Raw genomic sequence first — 18,177 nt, 5'->3', positions numbered from 1 at the left:
CGGACTCAGGACCCGAGCAGGGCGCGCAGCGCGGCGGCGCGGTCGCGGTAGTCGGCGTACTCGTCGAAGCTGGGGGCGCCGGGGGAGAACAGCACCCGGCGGGCGGGGTCGTCCGAGGCGAGCACGGCGCGCACCGCGTCGGCGAACCCGGCGGCGAGATGGGCCGCATGCGGGCCGTCGTCGGGCAGTGCGGCCGCGAGGCGGGTCCCGGCCGCGCCGAAGGCGTGCACGGTGACCGGCGTGGCGCGCGCGCCCAGGTAGGTCACCAGCGGGTCCAGCTCGAGGCCGCGGTCGGCGCCGCCGAAGAGCAGCACGAGCGGCTCGTCGGGCCAGACCTCCAGCGCCGCGACGACCGCCTCCGGTGCGGTGGCCAGGCTGTCGTCGTACCAGGCCCGCCCGTCGGTGGAGGCGACCGGCTCGAGGCGGTGGGCGAGTGGGGCGAAGTCGCGCAGCGAGGCGAGCGCGGTGCGCCGCGCGTCGTCGTCGGCGAGCAGCCCGGCCACGTCGACGGCGCGCAGTGCGAGGGCGCAGTTGGCGGCGTTGTGGCGGCCCGGCAGCGGGAGCTCCTCGGCGCGCAGGCGCCCGACCCCGGGCCACACCAGGTCACCGGAGCCGTCTGCCTGGTCGACGTGCACGTGCTCGGCGTCCGGGCGGTGCAGCACGGTGCGCCCGTCCAGGCGCGCCGCGGCCTCGTCGTACGGCGTGCCCGGCGCGGCGACGACGTGCTCGGGGCCGTGGGCGAGGAGGTTCAGCTTGTCGTGGACGTACTGCGCGTAGCCGCCGTGCCAGGGCAGGTGCTCGGCGTACAGCGAGGTCAGCACCACGACCCGCGGCGAGGTGGTCACGGTGCGGGCCTGGTAGCTGGAGACCTCGAGCGCGACCACGTCGAGCTGCGCAGGGTCGGCTGAGAGCACCGGGGTGCCGACGTTGCCGAGGACCGCACTGCGCAGGCCGACCGCGCGGCACACGTGGGCGACGAGCGAGGCGGTGGTGGACTTCCCCTTGGTGCCGGTGACGCCGATGGTGAGGCCGGCGTGGTCGCCGAGCCACAGGTCGGTCAGCCCGGTGAGCGGCACCCCGGCCTCGCGCAGCTCGACCTGGAGGTCCGCGGTGGCGGGGACGCCGGGGGAGACCACGACGGCGCGGGCGGCGCGCAGCGCCTCGGTGGCGGCGGCGCCGAGGCGCACCGGCAGCGGGGCGTCGGCGGGGGCGGTCCCGGCGTCGGGCAGCGCGATGGTGGCGTCCAGGCCGCGGCGGGCCAGCTCGGCGGCGACCGCGGCGCCCTCGCGGCCGTAGCCCCAGACGACGGTGCCGGTCGCGGGCAGCTCAGAGAACCGCACGGGCGGCCTGCTCCAGCGCGGGGGACAGCTCGTGCTGGGAGGAGAAGGTGAAGGCGTCCTCCTCCTGCTCGGGGCTCACCACGACCTCGCGGACGCCCGGCAGCGCCAGGAACGGGTGGTCCTTCCACTCCGGGTGGCGGCGCAGCAGCTCCACCGCGACCTGGCACTCCTCCGGCTCGCCGACGCACTCGAACGGCTTGTGGGCCGGCCCGGTCCCGAGCAGGTCCAGGAAGCCGTCGCGCTGGGTCGCGTCGTCCAGCGCGTCCGCGAACAGGTCGCGGCCGCCGTAGATCGCGAGCAGCTCGGCGCGGGGCAGGAAGGGCGCGAGGCACAAGAACACGAAGCGGCACTTGTCGCAGTGCCCGCACCACTCGGTCCGCTTGGCGGGGTCGAGGTGGAAGGAGCGGTTGCAGCTGGTGAACGCGCGGTGGTACGCCGTGTGGGCGGCGAAGCGGCGCATGATCGCCAGCTCCGAGAGCGGGCGCAGGAACGAGACGTAGTCCACCGGGACCCCGGCGAGCCGCTCGCGCAGCAGCCGCTCGAAGTCCAGGCCCTTGGACCACTGGTGGTTGACCTCGACGCCGGCCCAGGTGAGGTTGCCGTACGACGAGCTGCGCTCGTTGCTGAACACGACGCTGTCGAAGCCCGAGCGCAGCGCGACCAGGCAGCCGATCAGCGAGTTGATCGCGGTGACCGGGACGTGCCCGTTGAACGCACCCGCCTCGTTGAGCGCCTTGAGGCCGGGGTCGATCGTGCGGCGCGCGGTGAGCAGCGGCAGGCCCGCCACCTCGGCGGTGCGGGTGATCGGGGCGTAGGTGTTGACCGAGAACAGAGCGACGTCGAAGCCGGCGGCGCGCAGCGCCTCGAGCGTGACGATCGAGTCCTTGCCGCCGCCGACCGCGGCGAGCACCCGCGCGCCCGGGCGGGTCTCCGTGGGCCGGGCGGCGGAGCCGGTGGCCACCGCGTCGGTGCCGGTGCCGGTGACCTCGGGGCGCAGCGCCTCGGGCAGGTCGTTGCGGTAGGCGAACTCGCCGAGCCCGTTGCGGGTCACGGTGGCGAGGAACGCCTGCTCCTGCGGGCCGGCGCCGAGCGGCGTGGTGTCGACGCGCGCCGGGACGGCCGCCTTGTAGTAGCTCAGCCCGGCGGCCAGCGACAGCAGCCGGACGACGAGCGCGAAGTCCGCGTCCACGGGCCGGGGGTCGGCGACCTCGGGCAGCTCGACGACCTCGGTGAAGCGCTGGCGGGCGCCGCCACCGGCGAGGGTCCAGTGCAGCTCGACCCGGGCGCCGTCGTCGCTGACGACGGGCTCCTCATGGGTCAGGACGAGCTCTGAGCGGGGGACGTCGAGCAGGCGGGACACCTCCCGATCATAGGAGCGTGGCCACGGCGCCGGGCGGGCGCACCGCGACACGCGGCCCGCGCGGCCCGAACTACGCGCTGACCTGCGACGGGACGGCGCGGATCTTGTCCCGTGGAAAGGGGTTACGCGAGGGGGGTCCGGGGGCAATGGTGGTCCCATGAGCACCTCCGCGCCGGCGCAGCCGGAGAGCAGCCAGCAGGGTCCCGAGCTGAAGCGGACCATCGGGCCCGGCCTCCTGCTGCTGTTCATCGTCGGCGACATCCTCGGCGCGGGCGTCTACGCCGTCACCGGCCGGCTCGCCGGCGAGGTCGGCGGCGTGGCCTGGCTGCCGTTCCTGGTCGCCTTCGCGGTCGCCACGCTGACGGCGTTCTCCTACCTCGAGCTGGTCACGAAGTACCCCCAGGCCGCCGGGGCGGCGCTCTACGCCCACAAGGCGTTCGGCATCCACTTCGTCACCTTCCTGGTGGCCTTCACGGTGGTCTGCTCGGGCATCACCAGCGCCTCCACGTCCTCGGGCCTGCTCGCCGAGAACCTCCTCATCGGCATCAACGAGCTGGTGCCCTCGATGCCGACCGGAAAGACGGCCTCGCTGGTGACCGCGCTGATCTTCATGGGCGTGATCGCGCTGATCAACCTGCGCGGGGTCAGCGAGAGCGTGAAGTTCAACGTCGTGCTGACGATCATCGAGATGATCGCGCTGGCCATCGTCATCGGCATCGGCATGTGGGTGGTCGGCCGCGGTGACGGCGACCTGTCGCGGATCACGGTGTTCGAGAGCCCCGAGGAGAAGAACCTCTTCATGGCGGTCACGGTCGCCACCGCCATCGCGTTCTTCTCGATGGTGGGCTTCGAGGACTCCGTCAACATGGTGGAGGAGACCAAGGACCCGCTGAAGATCTTCCCGCGGATGATGTTCACCGGCCTGGGCATCGCGGCGCTGGTCTACGTGCTGGTCGCGATCTCGGTGGTGGCCGTCATCCCGCCCGGCGAGATCGCCACCCCGAAGAACCCCGAGGCCGGCGTGCTGCTGGACGTCGTCCGCATCGGCGCCCCGGACCTCCCGATCGACAAGATCTTCCCGTTCCTGACCGTCTTCGCGGTCGCCAACACGGCACTGATCAACATGCTGATGGCCAGCCGGCTGATCTACGGCATGGCCCGCCAGGACGTGCTGCCGCGCAGCCTGGGCCGGGTCTCGCGCCGGCGCCAGTCGCCGTGGACCGCGATCGTGTTCACCACCGTCCTGGCCCTCGCGCTCATCGTCCTGGTCCGTCTCCAGGCGGAGTCCACGATGGTGGCGGCGCTGTCGGGCACCACCTCGCTGCTGCTGCTCGCGGTCTTCACACTGGTCAACGTCGCCTGCCTGGTGACCCGCCGCCGCCCGGAGCCCACCAAGTTCCGCGCGCCGACCGTCGTGCCGGTCATCGGCGCCGTGGCCTGCGCCTACCTGCTCGGGCCGTGGGCGCGGCTGGAGGAGGACATGGTGCAGTACCGCATCGCCGGGCTGCTGCTGCTCCTGGGCGTCGTGCTGTGGCTGGGCGCCTGGCTGACCAACCGTGGGGTGCGCGCGAAGAAGACCGGATTCCGCGACATCGACCACCTCGACGGCTGAGCCCCGTTCCGGCCCGGAGGCGAGCGGGCGCCCGAGGCGTCCCGGGTGGACGGGGAGTCGGCCACCCGGCCCCGCCCGCGTAGGCTGGGGGAGTGAGCAGCATCCCGTCCCTCGAGTCCCTGCACGCCATGGGCGCGGCCCAGCAGCCGACGTACCCCGACCGTGCCGCCCTCGGATCCGCCGTCGACCGGCTGCGCACCATGCCGCCGCTCGTCTTTGCCGGCGAGTGCGACGACCTGACCGACAAGCTCGCGGCCGTCACCCGTGGTGAGGCGTTCCTGCTCCAGGGCGGCGACTGCGCCGAGACCCTGGCCGGCGTCACCGCGGACAACGTGCGCAACAAGCTGCGGGTGCTGCTCCAGATGTCGGTGGTGCTGACCTACGCCGCCTCGGTCCCCGTGGTCAAGGTGGGCCGGCTCGCGGGCCAGTACGCCAAGCCGCGCTCCAAGGACACCGAGACGCGCACCATGCCCGACGGGCAGAGCGTCACGCTGCCGGCGTACCGCGGCGACGCGGTCAACGGCTTCGACTTCACCCCCGAGTCCCGCACCCCGGACCCGCAGCGCCTCGTCGACGTCTACAACGCCTCGGCGGCCACGCTCAACCTGGTGCGCGCGTTCACGACCGGCGGGTACGCCGACCTGCGCCAGGTGCACACCTGGAACACCGACTTCGTCCGCAGCTCCCCGGCCGGGCAGCGCTACGAGGCGGTCGCCAACGAGATCGAGCGGGCCCTGGAGTTCATCCGGGCCATCGGCGCCGACCCCGAGGAGTTCCACCGGGTCGACTTCCACTCCAGCCACGAGGCGCTGGTGCTGGAGTACGAGCACGCGATGACGCGCATCGACTCGCGCACCGAGCAGCCCTACGACGTGTCGGGCCACTTCGTGTGGATCGGCGAGCGCACCCGCCAGCTCGACGGCGCGCACGTCGAGCTGCTGAGCCGCATCCGCAACCCCATCGGCGTCAAGCTCGGCCCGACCACGACCGCCGACGACGCGCTGGCGCTCGCGGCCAAGCTGAACCCCGACAACACCCCGGGCCGGCTCACCTTCATCACCCGCTTCGGCGCCGGCAAGATCCGTGACGGCCTGCCGCAGATCGTGGAGAAGGTCACCGCCGAGGGCGTCCAGGTCGCGTGGGTCTGCGACCCGATGCACGGCAACACCTTCGAGGCCTCCTCGGGCTACAAGACCCGTCGCCTCGAGGACGTCGTGGAGGAGGTCCAGGGCTTCTTCGACGTGCACCGCTCGCTCGGCACCTGGCCCGGCGGCCTGCACGTCGAGCTCACCGGCGACGACGTCACCGAGTGCGTCGGCGGCGGCGAGGACCTGCTGGAGATGGACCTGCACAACCGCTACGAGTCGGTGTGCGACCCGCGCCTGAACCGGGTGCAGTCCCTCGAGCTGGCGTTCCTCGTCGCGGAGATGCTGCGCAAGGCCTGAGCGCTGGCAGTATCGCTCGCATGATCGACCTGCGCTCCGACACCGTCACCCGTCCCACCGAGGCGATGCGCGCCGCGATGGCGCGCGCCGAGGTGGGCGACGACGTGTACGGCGAGGACCCCACGGTCCTCGCCCTGGAGGAGCGGGTCGCGGACCTGTTCGGCCACGAGGCGGCGCTGTTCACCCCCACCGGGTCGATGGCCAACGTGCTGGCCGTGGCAAGCCTGGTCTCGCCCGGCCAGGAGGTGCTCTGCGAGTCGCGCGCCCACATCGCGCGCGCCGAGCTGGGCGCCCACGCAAGCATCGGCGGGGTCACCATGCGCACCTGGGTCGACGAGGGCGGACAGATCGACCTGCCGGTGATCCGCCGGCTCTTCGCCCCGGATATGGGTCCGTTCTTCGTCCCGACCGCGGCGATCTCGGTGGAGAACACCCACAACTTCGCCGGCGGCGCGGTGCTCCCGCTGGCCGACCTGCGCGACCTGCGCGAGTTCGCCACCGAGGTCGGCACCGGCGTGCACCTCGACGGCGCGCGGATCTGGAACGCCCACGTGGCCACCGGCACCCCCCTGCGCGAGTACGGCGCGATCGCCGACGTGCTCGCGGTCTGCCTGTCCAAGGGCCTCGGCGCCCCGGTCGGCTCGCTGATGGTCGGCTCGGCGGACGCCGTCGCCGAGGCACGCGTGCGCCGCAAGCGGATGGGCGGCGGGATGCGCCAGGTCGGGATCCTCGCCGCCGCCGGTCTCCACGCCCTCGAGCACCACCTGGAGCGGCTGGCCGAGGACCACGAGCACGCGAGGATCCTCGCCGAGGCCCTGGGCGCCGACCCCGCCGCGGTGTCGACCAACATCGTCGTCGTCGACCGCCCGGACGCCGCGGAGGTCGTCGTACGAGCGCGGGAGGAGGGGGTCCTGCTCAGCACCGTCGGCCCCACCGCCCTGCGCCTGGTCACCCACCTCGACGTCGACCGCCCCGCCGTCGACCGCGCCGCCCGCTTCCTCGCCACCCTCTGACCCCCTTCCCCGCGAGTCGGGGTCAGTGGCGCGCCGAGTCGGGGTGAATGGCGCGCCGAGTCGGGGTCAGTGGCGCGCCGAGTCGGGGTTAGTGGCGCGCCGAGTCGGGGTTAGTGGCGCGCTGAGTCGGCGTCAATGGCGGCGGCGGCCCCGGAGCTGTGGAGAACTTCGCCACAAGGGCCGACTCGCGCAACCACAAGGGACGACTCGCGCAACCACAAGGGCCGACTCGCGCAACCACAAGGGCCGACTCGGCGAAGGAGGGGTCAGCGGGCCGAGCGGGCGACCTCGCCGGCGTCCGTGCGGCCCACGACGGGCGGGAGCTTGCGCACCGCCTGGGCCAGCTCGCGCAGCTCGTTGCCGAGGAGGGCCTGGGGGCCGTCGCAGAGCGCCGTCTCCGGCGAGGGGTGGACGTCGACGATGATGCCGTCCGCGCCGACGGCGATCGCCGCCCGTGAGAGCGGTACGACGAGGTCCTTGCGGCCCGCGGCGTGCGAGGGGTCGACGATGACCGGCAGGTGGCTGCTGGCCTGGACGACCGGGACCGCCGAGATGTCGAGGGTGTTGCGGGTGGCCGGCTCGAAGGTGCGGATGCCCCGCTCACACAGCACGATGGCGAGGTTGCCGCGCTGCGCGATGTACTCCGCGGCCATCAGCCACTCCTCGATGGTCGCGGTCATCCCGCGCTTGAGCAGCACCGGCTTGCCGGCGTCGCCGACGGCCTGGAGCAGTCCGAAGTTCGCCATGTTGCGGGTGCCGATCTGGAGCATGTCGGCGTGCTCGGCGACGATCTCCACGTCGCGGGCGTCGACGACCTCGGTGACGACCGGCAGCCCGGTCAGCGAGCGCACGTCGGCAAGGATCTCCAGGCCCGCGCGCCCCAGCCCCTGGAAGGCGTACGGCGAGGTGCGCGGCTTGTAGGCGCCGCCGCGCAGGATCGTGGCGCCGGCGGACTTCGCCATCTGCGCGGCCTCGAGGGTCTGCTCGGGACTCTCCACCGCGCACGGACCGGCCATGAAGGTGAACGTCCCCGGACCGATCGGCACCTGCCGGCCGGGCTGGCCGACCCAGACCGTGGAGCGGTCCGCGTGGTGCTGGCGGCTGACGAGCTTGTAGGGGTCGGAGATCCGGTGGACGTCCGCGACGCCGGGCAGCGTGCGCAGATTGAGGTGGTGGAAGGACCCGACGTCGCCGACCAGGCCGATGATCGTGCGGACGACGCCCTTGCTGACGAACGCCGCGCCGCCGACGTTCTCCACCCGGCTGACGACGCGGGCGACGTCCTGCTCGGTGGCGTCCGGGGACATGACGACGACCATGGTGCTTCCTCTCAGTGGCCCGTGCCCCGCGCGCGAGGACCGACGGCGCGCCCGGCCGGCGTCGGTCTGGAGGGGTGTTCGACGGGCACGACGGTAGTCAGCCCGTCCGGCGCCCTCGACCGGTTTTCCGGAGCATGGGACGGACGCCCCGGGTGATGCGCGACTCAGCCCGGGAACGCCGCTGCGCGCAGCGTCTTGAGCAGCGCGATGTCGGGGTTCCCGGTGTCGCGGGAGCCGGGCGTCTCGAGCACGAACGGCACCCCGGCGGTCTCCGGGTGGGCGAAGAGCTCGCTGAACGCCCCGGTGCCGATGTGGCCCTGCCCGATCTGCTGGTGGCGGTCCTTGAAGGCGCCGCGGACGTCCATCGAGTCGTTGGCGTGGATCAGGCGCAGCCGGCCGGGGCCGCCGATCTCGACGATCCGGTCCACGGTGGCGGTCGTCCCGCCGGGCTCGTCGAGCGGCGCGCCCGCGGCGAAGACGTGGCAGGTGTCCAGGCAGATGCCGGCCCTGGGGTGGTGGTCGAGCGCGTCGAGGTACGGCGCGAGGTCCTCCACGCCCGCGCACAACGAGCGGCCCTGCCCGGCGGTCGGCTCGAGCAGCAGCGACGGCCCGTCCGGGTCCTCGCCCAGCTCCTCGAGCGCCGGCAGCAGGCCCTCGCGGACCTGCGCCATCGCCGCGGCGTACCGCTCCTGGCTCGCGGCCGGGTCGGGGTCGACGAAGGAGCCGGTGTGCACGACCACGCCCTCGGCGCCGATCGCGGCCGCCCGGCGCAGGTTGTGCGCCACGACCGCGACGGACTTCTCGTAGGTCGCGGGGGTCGGGCTGCCGAGGTTGACCAGGTACGGCGCGTGGATGAACACCCGCAGGCCGCGCTCGGCGATCGCCTCGCGGAACGCGGCGTCCTCGGCCGGCTTGCCGGGGGAGAGCGCCCAGCCGCGGGGGTTGCCGACGAACACCTGGAAGGCCTCGCAGCCCAGCTCCTCGGCGCTGGCCAGCGCGCCGGCGACGAGGCCCTTGCCGACCTGCACGTGGGTGCCGACGGGGTTGCGCTCCGCCGGGGTGGTCGAGGGGTGGGACGGGCTGAGCGGGGCGGGGCTGGTCACCCCCGAACGCTACGTGAGGCCGGGACTGCCGACGGCACCCAGGTCGTCGCCACGATCGCTGCACCATGGGTCGCGTCGGCGGGAACCTCGGCGGCAGGTGAGGACAGGTCAGAGCACGGTGAGCGCGTCGCCCAGCCGGATGGTGCCGGGGACGGCCACGTCGCCGTACACCGCGAGGGAGAGGTCGCGCTCCGCGGCGAGGTGCCTCAGGAGGCGGCCCTCGGCCGTGGCGCCGTCCTGGTCGATGTCGACCATGCGGCACCGCGGGATGCGGTCGACCACCCGCAACCGCGCGTCCCCGCAGGCCAGGGTGCGCCCGACCCAGGTCTCCTCCACGAACGGCTCGTCGGTGGCCACCACGACGTTCACCCGCAGCCTGCGGGGATCGGCGTTCACGTCCCACCGCCGTGCGCACCACTCGAGGGTCGCGGTGCCGACCAGCGACACGGGCCCGCTGTCCTGGTGCGGGGTGCCCGTCTCGGGCAGCAGGCGCACGGCGTCACCCATCGTGCGGCTCAGCTCGGCGTCGAGCGCCGGGTCGCCGGCGCTCGACCGGCCGTCCGGGCCGACGACCACGACCTCGCCCGGGCGGTCCCCGGCGAGGGCGGTGTAGGCGAAGACCGCGTCGCGGCGACGGAAGCGGGGGCCGTTCTTGCCCGAGGCGAGGCGGCCCTCGTCGTCCACCACGGCGTACCAGCGGTCGCCCGCGATGCCGCGGGCGTCGAGCACCGCGGCGTCGAGCCCCTCGCCACCCATCGACTTGACCGGGTAGCGGCGCAGGGAGACGACCGTGAAGGACATCCCCGAACGGTAGCGCGCGGGAGCGTCACCGGGCTGGGTACGCGCCCCGGCGGCCGCTCTCAGACCAGCGACAGGGTGACGGTGCTGCCCTTGGGGGCGCTCTTGCCGGAACCGGGGCTGACGCCGACGACGTAGCGCAGGCCGACGTACAGCGCGCTCTCCTCGGTCTTGACCTTGAAGCCCGCGGCCTCCAGCTTGGCGATCGCCTCCTCGACGCCGGAGCCGCGCAGCCCACCGGGGATCTCGACCATCTCGGGGCCCTTGGAGACCACGAAGCTCACCGCGTCGTCGCGGAACAGGGTGCCCTCGCGCGGCGACTGCGAGATCACGACGCCCTCGGGAACGTCGTCGGAGAACCGCTCCTCCTCGACCTCGGCGCGCAGCCCGCGCTTCTCCAGCGCGGCCTCGGCGTCGTCGAGGTCCTCGCCGACCCACTTGCCCACGGGGATCGGGCGGCGACCCTTGCTGACCACGAGCTCGACGTTGGCGCCGGGGGCCAGGATCTTGCCGGCCGCGGGCACCGTGCGGATGACCGCGCCCTCGGGGATCTTCTCCGACCACCGTTCGGTGGTGCGCCCGACACTGGCCTTGATCTCGGTGAGCCGCTCCTCGGCCTGCGCCCGCGGCGTGCCGGTGAGCCGGGGGAGCTGGTAGCGCTCCGGGCCCAGGGAGACGGTGAGCGTGACGGCGCCGCCGTCGAGGATCCGTTCGCCCGCGCCGGGGTCGGTGTCGATCACCTCGCCCTTCGGGACCGTCTCGGAGTACGCCGGGTCGCCGGCCTCGACGTCGAGGCCCGCGGCCTCGAGGCGGTCGGTGGCCGCGGACTCGGAGAGGCTGATGACGGCCGGCACGTGGGTGTACCGCGCCCACCCGAACCAGTAGGCGCCGCCGCCGACCGCGACGGCCAGCACCAGCGCGAGCACCAGCAGCAGCGGTCCGCGGCGCGAGCGCCGTGGGCGCCGGCCGGGCTCGGCTGGTCCGGCCGCGCCCTCGGGCTCGTCGTGGTCCTTGGGACCGTCGGGACCGTCCAGCATCGGGACCCGGGTGGTGAGGTCGGTGCCGGCCGCCTCGGTGGAGCCGGAGGAGGCCCGGGCGGAGGGCTCGGGGGAGGCGAGGTCGGAGGGGGCCAGCACCGCGAACGGCGCGGTCGCCTCCTCGGCACCGGCCCCGCCGGGCAGCAGCGGGACCACGCGGGTCTGCTCGGACTCCGGGACCGGGCGCGGGCGCAGGTCCTCGGTGAGGTCGGCGTCCTCGCTCAGCCCGTCGGCGAGCGCCAGCGAGACCCGGCGCACGTGGTGCAGCAGCACGCCGGCGTCCGCAGGGCGCTGCCCGCGGTCGCGCGCGGTGGCGCGGGCGACCAGCGCGTCGACGTACGCCGGGATGCCGGGCACCAGGCTGGAGGGGGCGGGGACGTCCTCGTGGACGTGCTTCCAGGCCACCTGGATCGGGCTCTCGCCCTCGTGCGGCTTGCGCCCGGTGAGCAGCTCGAAGAGCACCACACCCGCGGCGTACACGTCGGCGCGCTCGTCGGCGCGACCCTCCACGACCAGCTCGGGGGCCAGGTAGGACAGCGTGCCGATCAGCACCCCGCCGGTGGCGGTGTGCTGGGTGTCGGCGCTGACGGCCTTCGCGAGGCCGAAGTCGGCGACCTTGATCCGTCCGTCCTCGGCGATCAGGACGTTCTCGGGCTTGACGTCGCGGTGGACCAGCCCGGCGCGGTGCGCGGTGGCCAGCGCGGCGAGCACCGGCTCGAGCAGCGCGATCGCCCGCGCCGGCGACATCGGGCTCTCCTGCGAGATCGTGTCGCGCAGGGTGTGGCCCACGACCATCTCCATCGCCAGGAACACGACGCCGTCGTCGTTGCCCTGGTCGAAGACCGCGACGACGTTGGGGTGGCTCAGCCGGGCGGCGGCGTGCGCCTCACGCACGAACCGGGCCGCGAACTCGTCGTCGTCGCCGAGGCCGGGGTGCATGACCTTGACCGCGACGGTGCGGTCCAGCCGGGTGTCGGTGGCCTCGTACACGCTGGCCATGCCGCCGCGGGCGATCCGGCGCCCGACCCGGTAGCGACCGTCGAGGAGGCGACCGGTCAGGGGGTCGGCAGGGGACGCCGCGGACGCGGCTTTGCCCGCGCGGGCGTGCCGATCCGTCTGCACAGCGACCCTCCTGCGACCGGAAGGGGAAGGTTCCGGTGGCGCCCATCGTACGGATCCGCCCGCCCCCGCGTCGCGCGTGTCACCCTCCGGCGTGGCGCAGCGGAGTTTTCGTGGGCGGTTTTCGTGCTCGGCCCGAGGGTGGGACGATGGGCACATGACCGAACCGCGCCTCGCCGACGCCGACCTCGCCGTGCTCGTCCCCGACTGGATCGACTGGGCCGAGGCCGCCCGTCGGCTCGGGGTCACCGTCGCCAAGGTCCGCACGATGATCCGCGACCACGAGCTCGCAGCGGCCGTGCCGAGCCCCGGCGCCGGCCAGCAGATCCCCGCCGACTTCATCCAGGACGGGCTGCCGGTCAAGGGCCTCGGGGGACTGCTCACCGTGCTGCACGACGGCCGCTACGACGACCGCGAGTGCATCGCCTGGCTCTTCACCGAGCAGGACGACCTGCCGGGTCGCCCGATCGACGCGCTGCGGGAGAACCGCGGCTCGGAGGCCAAGCGGCGCGCCCAGGCGATGTCGCTCTGAGGTCGCTCTGAGGTCCCTCTGACCTGGGTGCGCCGGCGCGAGCGATCGGCTAGCGTGGTGGGCGGTCGGTCCATGACCGACTGCGCTTCCACGTGGCGGACCACGTGAATCATCGCGGAGAGGCCTGAGCAGCTCAGGACATGTCCGGATGGGGTGCGGCGCTCCTGCGCCGGCTTCGTTCCCCGGCGGCGCCCCGGCGTCGGCAGACCAGAGGACATGACATGGCGACGAAGGACGAGAAGAACCTCACGCAGGTGATCGACAAGATCGCGGCGATGGACGAGCCGAGGCGCTCGACCCTCCAGCGGGTGCACGACGTCATCATGGCGGCGGCCCCGACCCTCAAACCGCGCATCTGGTACGGCATGCCCGCCTACGCGGCCTCGGCCAGCACGCCGGCGCTGCTCACGCTGCGCAACGACGAGCGGCTCAACCTCGCGATCACCGAGAAGGCGTCCTTCCGTGCGGCCGGTGGCGCGGACGGCGAGCTGATGCCGGCGGCGTGGTACTTCGAGACGGTGGACGACACCACCGAGAAGCGCATCGCGGAGATCGTCTGCTCGGTGGTCGACTGACCGGCAGCCACCGGCTGCCCGCCGCGGCCGCTCAGACGGTGCGCTGCGTCGCGGCCGCGGCCAGCTCCTCGAGCACGACGGTCGCCTCCGGGTCGAGCCCGGCTCCGCGCAGGGCGGCCACCGCGCGCTCGCTGAGCGCCTCGATGACCTCCTCGAGCTGGGCGGGGGCGCCGGAGTCGGTCATGATCCGCTGGAGCTCGGTGACCTGGGCGGGGGAGAGGCGGGTGCCGAGGGCCCCGTCGAGCACCGCGGCGTCCCCGTCGGGGGCGGCGTCCAGTGCGAGGGCGACCAGCACGGTCCGCTTGCCCTCCACGAGGTCGTCGCCGGCGGGCTTGCCGGTGACCGCGGGGTCGCCGAAGACGCCGAGCACGTCGTCGCGGAGCTGGAAGGCCTCGCCCAGGGGAAGCCCGAACCCGGTCAGCGCGCGCAGCGCCGCCTCGTCCGCCCCGGCCAGCGCCGCGCCGATGTGCAGCGGCCGCTCGATGGAGTACTTGGCGGACTTGTAGCGCAGCACCGTCATCGCGGTGTCCACGTCCGCGCGGCCACGGGCCTGCACCGACACGTCGAGGAACTGCCCGGCGACGACCTCGGAGCGGCACAGGTCGAAGACCTCCAGCGCCGGGATGACCCTCTCCAGCGGCAGCCCGCAGCGGCGGATCAGCTCGTCGGACCAGGTGAGCAGCAGGTCGCCGAGCAGGATCGCGGCGGCGGCGCCGTACTGCTCGGGGTCCCCGCGCCACTCCTGCTCGCGGTGCGCGGCCTCGAAGGCGCGGTGCGTCGCGGGCCGGCCACGGCGGGTGTCGGAGGCGTCCATGAAGTCGTCGTGCACGAGGGCGCTCGCGTGGAGGATCTCCAGCGCGGCGCAGGCCCGCAGCAGGGCGGTCTCCTCGGCCTCGTCGGCAGGCGGGGTCACCGCGCGGTAGCCCCAGTAGCAGAACGACGCCCGCAGCCGCTTGCCGCCGGCGACGGAGCGACGGGCCTCCTCGATGAGCAGCCCCGCGTCCGGGCCCAGGGGCGCCAGCCGCTCGGCCTGCTCGTCGATGAACGCGTCCAGCGTGGCCTGCACGCGGTCGCGGAATCCGGCGCCGTCCCATCCGCTGGCTCTCACGCAGAGGAGGCTAGCGTCCGACCCGCGGGTGGACTGGCACCGGGCTCGGCGCGCACTGAACCTAGACTTCGGGCATGGCAGAGGACCGGATCGCGAGCATCGCCCAGCTCGTGCGCGACGGCGGACGCTCGTTCTCCTTCGAGTTCTTCCCCCCGAAGGACGAGGCCGGCGAGGAGCAGCTGTGGCGCGCGATCAGCGCGCTCGAGCCCTACCGGCCCACCTTCGTCTCCGTGACGTACGGCGCCGGCGGCTCCAGCCGCGACACCACCGTGCGGGTCACCAGCCGGATCGCGCGCGAGACGTCGATGACCCCGATGGCGCACCTCACCTGCGTCGGGCACACCCGCGCGGAGCTCGAGTCGATCCTCGACAGCTACGCCGCGGCCGGCATCCACAACGTGATGGCGCTGCGCGGCGACCCGGCCGACGGCCCGCGGGCACCGTGGAAGGCGACCCCCGGCGGGCTCACCTACGCCACCGAGCTGGTCGAGCTGGCCCGGGCACGCGGCGACTTCACGGTCGGTGTGGCCGCGTTCCCCGAGGGGCACCCCACCGCCGAGTCGCTGGACCACGACGCCGACGTGCTGGTGGCCAAGGCCCGCGCCGGTGCCGAGTTCGCCGTCACCCAGATGTTCTTCCGTGCCTCGGACTACTTCGCGCTGGTCGACCGGGTGCGGGCGCGCGGGATCGACATCCCCGTGCTGCCCGGCATCATGCCGATCCTCAACCTCAACGCGATCCGTCGCCAGGGCGAGCTGATCGGCTGCGAGGTCCCCGCCGACATCGTCGCGCGGATCTCCGCCCACGAGGGCGACCCGGCCGCGGTGCGGGCCGAGGGCATCGCGCTGGCCGCGGAGCTGTGCGAGGAGCTGCTCGCCGGCGGCGCCCCGGGCCTGCACTTCTACACGCTGAACCGCTCCAAGGCGACGCTGGAGATCTTCGCCGCGCTCAACATGGCGGTCTGACCGCTCGGCCGGCGCGGCTCAGGCCGGGCCGACGACCTGCGCGACCAGCGCCGCGGAGAGCCCGACGTAGGGCAGCCCGCTGCCGGGGGTCGCGTGCGCGCCCGCGGCGAGCACACCCGGGACCGGGGTGCGCGGGCCGAGGCGACGCCGTACCGTGCGCCGGCCCTGCCACTGCACGCCCAGCGGGGACCCGCCCCACTGGGCGACCAGGTCGCGCGGGCTGCGGTCGACGCGGGTGAGCAGGCCGGGTCGCAGGTCGATGCCCTGGCGGGCCAGGGCGAGCAGGATGTCCTCGGCGAGGCGACCGCGTCCGTGGACGCTGACCGCACGGGCGCCGTCGGGAGCGGTGCCGCCGGCGCGGACGACGAGCATCGGGTCCCCGTGCACCACCAGGTCGTGCGGCTCGTCGGGCAGGCCGGCCGCGGCGGCCGCGGCGGCCTCGACGCCGACGTGGCAGATCACCGGCGGCAGCGCGGGCGTCGTGCGCGCGACGTACGACGCCAGCGCGGGCAGGCCGCGCGGGTCGACGGCGCAGACCACGACGTCGGCGTCCACCTCGCCGGCGCTCGTCGCGACCGCGACCGCACGGCCGCCGCGCACGACGACGTCGGTGGCCCGGACCCCGGTGCGCACGTCGACGCGGCGGGTGGCCAGCCGCGCGGTGAGCGCGGCGGCGAGCGCCTCGGCGCCGCCCTCGAAGGTCCAGGCGCCGAAGCGCTGCTCGACGTAGGAGCGCACCCCGGCCCAGGACGGGACGTCGCGCGGGTCCTGGCCGTCGGCGAGGAACGGGTACGCCGCGACCAGGCGCAGGCGGGGGTCGCGCAGGGAGCGGTTCAGCCGGCGGCGCAGGGACTCGCGGCGGTCCAGCAGCGCGGCCAGCTCGCGGGGGACGGCCTCGGGGTCCCACGGGACCTCCAGGTAGTGGCGGCGCAGCACCTCCCACTCCTCGGCGTACGACGCGACGTGCTCGACCCAGCGCTCGCCGAGCCCCGGGGCGAGCTCGTCGACCGCGTGCAGCTGGCCGGCGCGCGAGGACGGCAGCCGCAGGGTGGAGCCGTCCTCGAAGCGGTGCTCGCGCACGAGGTCCATCGCGACGAGCTCGAGCTCGCGCTCCAGCGGGCGGCCGCTCTTGCGGAACAGGTCGCGCAGCACGGCGGGCAGCAGCGTGGAGGAGGGTCCGGCGTCCCAGGAGAAGCCGTCCTGCTCGACGGGGACGAGCGCGCCGCCGAGGCGGTCGCCGCGCTCGAGCAGCGTGACGTCGTGGCCGAGCTTGGCCAGCCGGGCCGAGGTCGCCGTACCGCCCAGACCGCCCCCGATCACCACCACCCGCGCCATGGCGCGAAGACTAGAACACGCCCTCAGGCCTCCTGCCGCCCGAGGGCGACCACGCGGGCCACGGCCTCCTCGTCGCGGGCCACCAGCGTCGTGCCGTCGTCGGCGGTCACGATCGGGCGCTGGATCGCGCGGGGGTTCGCCGCCAGCGCGGCCAGCCAGTCCGCGCGGGCCTCGGGCGTGCGCGGCAGGTCGATGCCGGCCTCGCGCGCCTCGGCGGCCCGCGCGACGTCCCACGGCTCGAGGCCGAGCCGCTCGACCACGGCCGCGAGCTCCGCGGCGCTGGGCGGGTCCTCCAGGTAGCGGCGCACGGTGTGCTCGACGCCCGCGTCCTCGAGCGCGCGCAGCGCCGTACGGCACTTCGAGCAGGCGGGGTTGATCCAGATCTCCATGCTCAGCTCACTCCATGTCCAGCTCGCGGGCGCCGGTCAGCGCCTGCAGCTCGTCGTACGTCGTCGAGAAGACGGCGGCCGGGTGCCCGGCGGCGGCCCAGACCACCTCGTGGCGGCGCAGCCACGGGTCGAGGAAGGTCGGCACCGGCGCGGGGTGCCCGAGCGGCGACACGCCGCCGATCACCTGGCCGGTGTGCGCGCGGACGAACGCCGGACTGGCGCGGCGCAGCTGCTCGACCCCGAGGCGTCGCGCGACCCCGGCGGGGTCGACGCGGTGCGCCCCCGAGGTCAGCAGCAGCACCGGTGCGTCGTCGGCGTCGAAGACCAGGCTGTTGGCGATCGCGCCGACCTCGCACCCGAGCGCCTCGGCGGCGAGTGCGGCGGTGTGGACCGAGTCCGGCAGAATGACCACTTGACCGGTTCCGCCGCGGCGGGTGTGCTCCGCCCGGAACCTCGCGATCGAGGGGTGCTCCACGTCCATGGTGGGGAACCCTAGCCAGCGCGCGGGCCGGCCCGGGGACGACCTATGGAGGATGCATGGCTGCACAGCAGGACAACTCGAGGCCCGAGTCGGTGCGCCGCGCGCTCCAGGTGCTCTGGGCGTTGGTCGCGTTCGGTGCGGTCGCGGTCCTGCTGACCTGGATCTTCGAGGACGACCTGGTCCGCTCCTGGGCCGAGGGCCACCGCTCCGTGCGGGACGTGCTGGCCTCCGGCGGCGTCGAGGCCGTCGAGCAGGGCGTCATCAAGCCCCCGGCCTTCGTGCCGGTGACCGCGGTCATCTACCTCGTGATGGCCGGGATGCTCGCGGTGCTCGCGCCGCTCTTCGCCGCGGGCTTCGAGTGGGCCCGGGTGTGCCTGATCGTCACGCTGCTGACCCTGGTGATCGGGGTGGGCGCCATCCTGATCACCGCGCCGCCGGCGATGTTCCTGGTCCTCTCCGTGGTCGGCCTGGTGCTGACCATCACGCTCCTGGTGCTGCTCGTGCACAAGGACACCACCGCCTACCTGCACTCCTGGTCCGCAGAGGACCGCGACACCGTCCAGCGCTGACGCACGGCGCGCGTTCCCGGCGGTTGTCGGTGGGCGCGTGTAGCTTGCCGGCATGCTCGAACACGCGTTCGAGAGTG

17 protein-coding genes are annotated in these 18,177 nt (G+C 74.1%); 7 read left to right on the top strand and 10 right to left on the bottom strand.

All coding sequences use genetic code 11. The annotated features are described in order from the left end of the window. Window positions 1-5 precede the first annotated feature (5 nt). A complete protein-coding gene (murD, locus tag HOQ23_RS01350; protein ID WP_172211112.1) occupies window positions 6-1,340 on the bottom strand; it encodes a UDP-N-acetylmuramoyl-L-alanine--D-glutamate ligase in 1,335 nt (444 codons plus the stop codon). Beyond that, window positions 1,327-2,700 carry a hypothetical protein gene (locus HOQ23_RS01345; protein WP_172211110.1) on the bottom strand — a complete coding sequence of 458 codons (1,374 nt, stop codon included), beginning with the start codon at window positions 2,698-2,700 and terminating at the stop codon, window positions 1,327-1,329. Before HOQ23_RS01345 ends, murD begins: the two co-directional genes overlap by 14 nt. 157 nt (window positions 2,701-2,857) lie before the next feature. Between HOQ23_RS01345 and HOQ23_RS01340 the strand changes: the two genes are divergently transcribed. The 3 genes from HOQ23_RS01340 (at window position 2,858) to HOQ23_RS01330 (ending at window position 6,770) form a co-directional block, all read left to right on the top strand. Next, window positions 2,858-4,312, top strand: coding sequence for an APC family permease (locus HOQ23_RS01340; RefSeq protein ID WP_172211108.1), 1,455 nt, complete (start codon window positions 2,858-2,860; stop codon window positions 4,310-4,312). 92 nt (window positions 4,313-4,404) lie between these two features. After that, the gene (locus HOQ23_RS01335; RefSeq protein ID WP_172211106.1) at window positions 4,405-5,757 is read left to right on the top strand and encodes a class II 3-deoxy-7-phosphoheptulonate synthase; all 1,353 of its coding nucleotides are present in this window, start codon (window positions 4,405-4,407) and stop codon (window positions 5,755-5,757) included. Window positions 5,758-5,777: 20 nt separating this feature from the next. Further along, a complete protein-coding gene (locus HOQ23_RS01330) occupies window positions 5,778-6,770 on the top strand; it encodes a low specificity L-threonine aldolase (protein ID WP_172211104.1) in 993 nt (330 codons plus the stop codon). 266 nt (window positions 6,771-7,036) lie between these two features. Here HOQ23_RS01330 and aroF read toward each other — a convergent pair whose 3' ends face one another. The 4 genes from aroF to pknB all read right to left on the bottom strand — a co-directional run bounded on the left by aroF (window position 7,037) and on the right by pknB (window position 12,149). After that, complete coding sequence (gene aroF / locus HOQ23_RS01325; protein WP_172211102.1) at window positions 7,037-8,089, bottom strand: 3-deoxy-7-phosphoheptulonate synthase; 1,053 nt, start codon at window positions 8,087-8,089, stop codon at window positions 7,037-7,039. A gap of 164 nt (window positions 8,090-8,253) precedes the next feature. After that, window positions 8,254-9,192 carry a deoxyribonuclease IV gene (locus HOQ23_RS01320; RefSeq protein WP_172211100.1) on the bottom strand — a complete coding sequence of 313 codons (939 nt, stop codon included), beginning with the start codon at window positions 9,190-9,192 and terminating at the stop codon, window positions 8,254-8,256. Between the two features lie 108 nt (window positions 9,193-9,300). After that, on the bottom strand, window positions 9,301-9,993 hold the full coding sequence (locus tag HOQ23_RS01315) for an MOSC domain-containing protein (protein ID WP_172211098.1): 693 nt from the start codon (window positions 9,991-9,993) through the stop codon (window positions 9,301-9,303). 59 nt (window positions 9,994-10,052) lie between these two features. Next, window positions 10,053-12,149, bottom strand: coding sequence for a Stk1 family PASTA domain-containing Ser/Thr kinase (gene pknB / locus HOQ23_RS01310; RefSeq protein ID WP_367650322.1), 2,097 nt, complete (start codon window positions 12,147-12,149; stop codon window positions 10,053-10,055). 154 nt (window positions 12,150-12,303) lie between these two features. Between pknB and HOQ23_RS01305 the strand changes: the two genes are divergently transcribed. Then, window positions 12,304-12,678 carry an Rv2175c family DNA-binding protein gene (locus HOQ23_RS01305; protein ID WP_172211094.1) on the top strand — a complete coding sequence of 125 codons (375 nt, stop codon included), beginning with the start codon at window positions 12,304-12,306 and terminating at the stop codon, window positions 12,676-12,678. Between the two features lie 221 nt (window positions 12,679-12,899). Next, window positions 12,900-13,253, top strand: a complete 354-nt coding sequence (locus tag HOQ23_RS01300; protein WP_172211092.1) for a DUF1801 domain-containing protein — start codon at window positions 12,900-12,902, stop codon at window positions 13,251-13,253. Window positions 13,254-13,284: 31 nt separating this feature from the next. Here HOQ23_RS01300 and HOQ23_RS01295 read toward each other — a convergent pair whose 3' ends face one another. After that, on the bottom strand, window positions 13,285-14,361 hold the full coding sequence (locus tag HOQ23_RS01295) for a polyprenyl synthetase family protein (protein ID WP_172211090.1): 1,077 nt from the start codon (window positions 14,359-14,361) through the stop codon (window positions 13,285-13,287). Window positions 14,362-14,435: 74 nt separating this feature from the next. Between HOQ23_RS01295 and metF the strand changes: the two genes are divergently transcribed. Then, a complete protein-coding gene (gene metF, locus HOQ23_RS01290; protein ID WP_172211088.1) occupies window positions 14,436-15,326 on the top strand; it encodes a methylenetetrahydrofolate reductase [NAD(P)H] in 891 nt (296 codons plus the stop codon). Between the two features lie 18 nt (window positions 15,327-15,344). Here the strand turns inward: metF and HOQ23_RS01285 are convergent, their stop codons facing one another. The 3 genes from HOQ23_RS01285 to HOQ23_RS01275 are packed head-to-tail and all read right to left on the bottom strand — an operon-like array spanning window position 15,345 to window position 17,531. Continuing rightward, window positions 15,345-16,661, bottom strand: a complete 1,317-nt coding sequence (locus HOQ23_RS01285; protein ID WP_172211086.1) for an NAD(P)/FAD-dependent oxidoreductase — start codon at window positions 16,659-16,661, stop codon at window positions 15,345-15,347. A gap of 23 nt (window positions 16,662-16,684) precedes the next feature. Further along, window positions 16,685-17,050, bottom strand: a complete 366-nt coding sequence (locus tag HOQ23_RS01280; RefSeq protein WP_172211085.1) for an ArsC/Spx/MgsR family protein — start codon at window positions 17,048-17,050, stop codon at window positions 16,685-16,687. Window positions 17,051-17,057: 7 nt separating this feature from the next. Next, complete coding sequence (locus HOQ23_RS01275; RefSeq protein ID WP_172211084.1) at window positions 17,058-17,531, bottom strand: YbaK/EbsC family protein; 474 nt, start codon at window positions 17,529-17,531, stop codon at window positions 17,058-17,060. A gap of 56 nt (window positions 17,532-17,587) precedes the next feature. On the opposite strand from HOQ23_RS01275, the gene HOQ23_RS01270 reads away from it, so the two are divergent. Beyond that, on the top strand, window positions 17,588-18,100 hold the full coding sequence (locus tag HOQ23_RS01270) for a hypothetical protein (RefSeq protein WP_172211083.1): 513 nt from the start codon (window positions 17,588-17,590) through the stop codon (window positions 18,098-18,100). Window positions 18,101-18,177: the final 77 nt, after the last annotated feature.

This window comes from Nocardioides sp. zg-DK7169 (assembly GCF_013155365.1).
Lineage (GTDB): Bacteria > Actinomycetota > Actinomycetes > Propionibacteriales > Nocardioidaceae > Nocardioides.
This window is presented reverse-complemented; position numbering and strand designations above follow the sequence as displayed.

Excerpts from the sequence above, each read along its gene's own strand:
- HOQ23_RS01285 (WP_172211086.1), bottom strand. The coding sequence starts at position 16,661 with ATGGCGCGGGTGGTGGTGATCGGGGGCGGTCTGGGCGGTACGGCGACC.
- HOQ23_RS01330 (WP_172211104.1), top strand. The coding sequence starts at position 5,778 with ATGATCGACCTGCGCTCCGACACCGTCACCCGTCCCACCGAGGCGATG.
- HOQ23_RS01315 (WP_172211098.1), bottom strand. The coding sequence starts at position 9,993 with ATGTCCTTCACGGTCGTCTCCCTGCGCCGCTACCCGGTCAAGTCGATG.
- HOQ23_RS01280 (WP_172211085.1), bottom strand. The coding sequence starts at position 17,050 with ATGGAGATCTGGATCAACCCCGCCTGCTCGAAGTGCCGTACGGCGCTG.
- HOQ23_RS01270 (WP_172211083.1), top strand. The coding sequence starts at position 17,588 with ATGGCTGCACAGCAGGACAACTCGAGGCCCGAGTCGGTGCGCCGCGCG.
- HOQ23_RS01300 (WP_172211092.1), top strand. The coding sequence starts at position 12,900 with ATGGCGACGAAGGACGAGAAGAACCTCACGCAGGTGATCGACAAGATC.
- HOQ23_RS01340 (WP_172211108.1), top strand. The coding sequence starts at position 2,858 with ATGAGCACCTCCGCGCCGGCGCAGCCGGAGAGCAGCCAGCAGGGTCCC.
- metF (WP_172211088.1), top strand. The coding sequence starts at position 14,436 with ATGGCAGAGGACCGGATCGCGAGCATCGCCCAGCTCGTGCGCGACGGC.
- HOQ23_RS01275 (WP_172211084.1), bottom strand. The coding sequence starts at position 17,531 with ATGGACGTGGAGCACCCCTCGATCGCGAGGTTCCGGGCGGAGCACACC.
- HOQ23_RS01305 (WP_172211094.1), top strand. The coding sequence starts at position 12,304 with ATGACCGAACCGCGCCTCGCCGACGCCGACCTCGCCGTGCTCGTCCCC.
- aroF (WP_172211102.1), bottom strand. The coding sequence starts at position 8,089 with ATGGTCGTCGTCATGTCCCCGGACGCCACCGAGCAGGACGTCGCCCGC.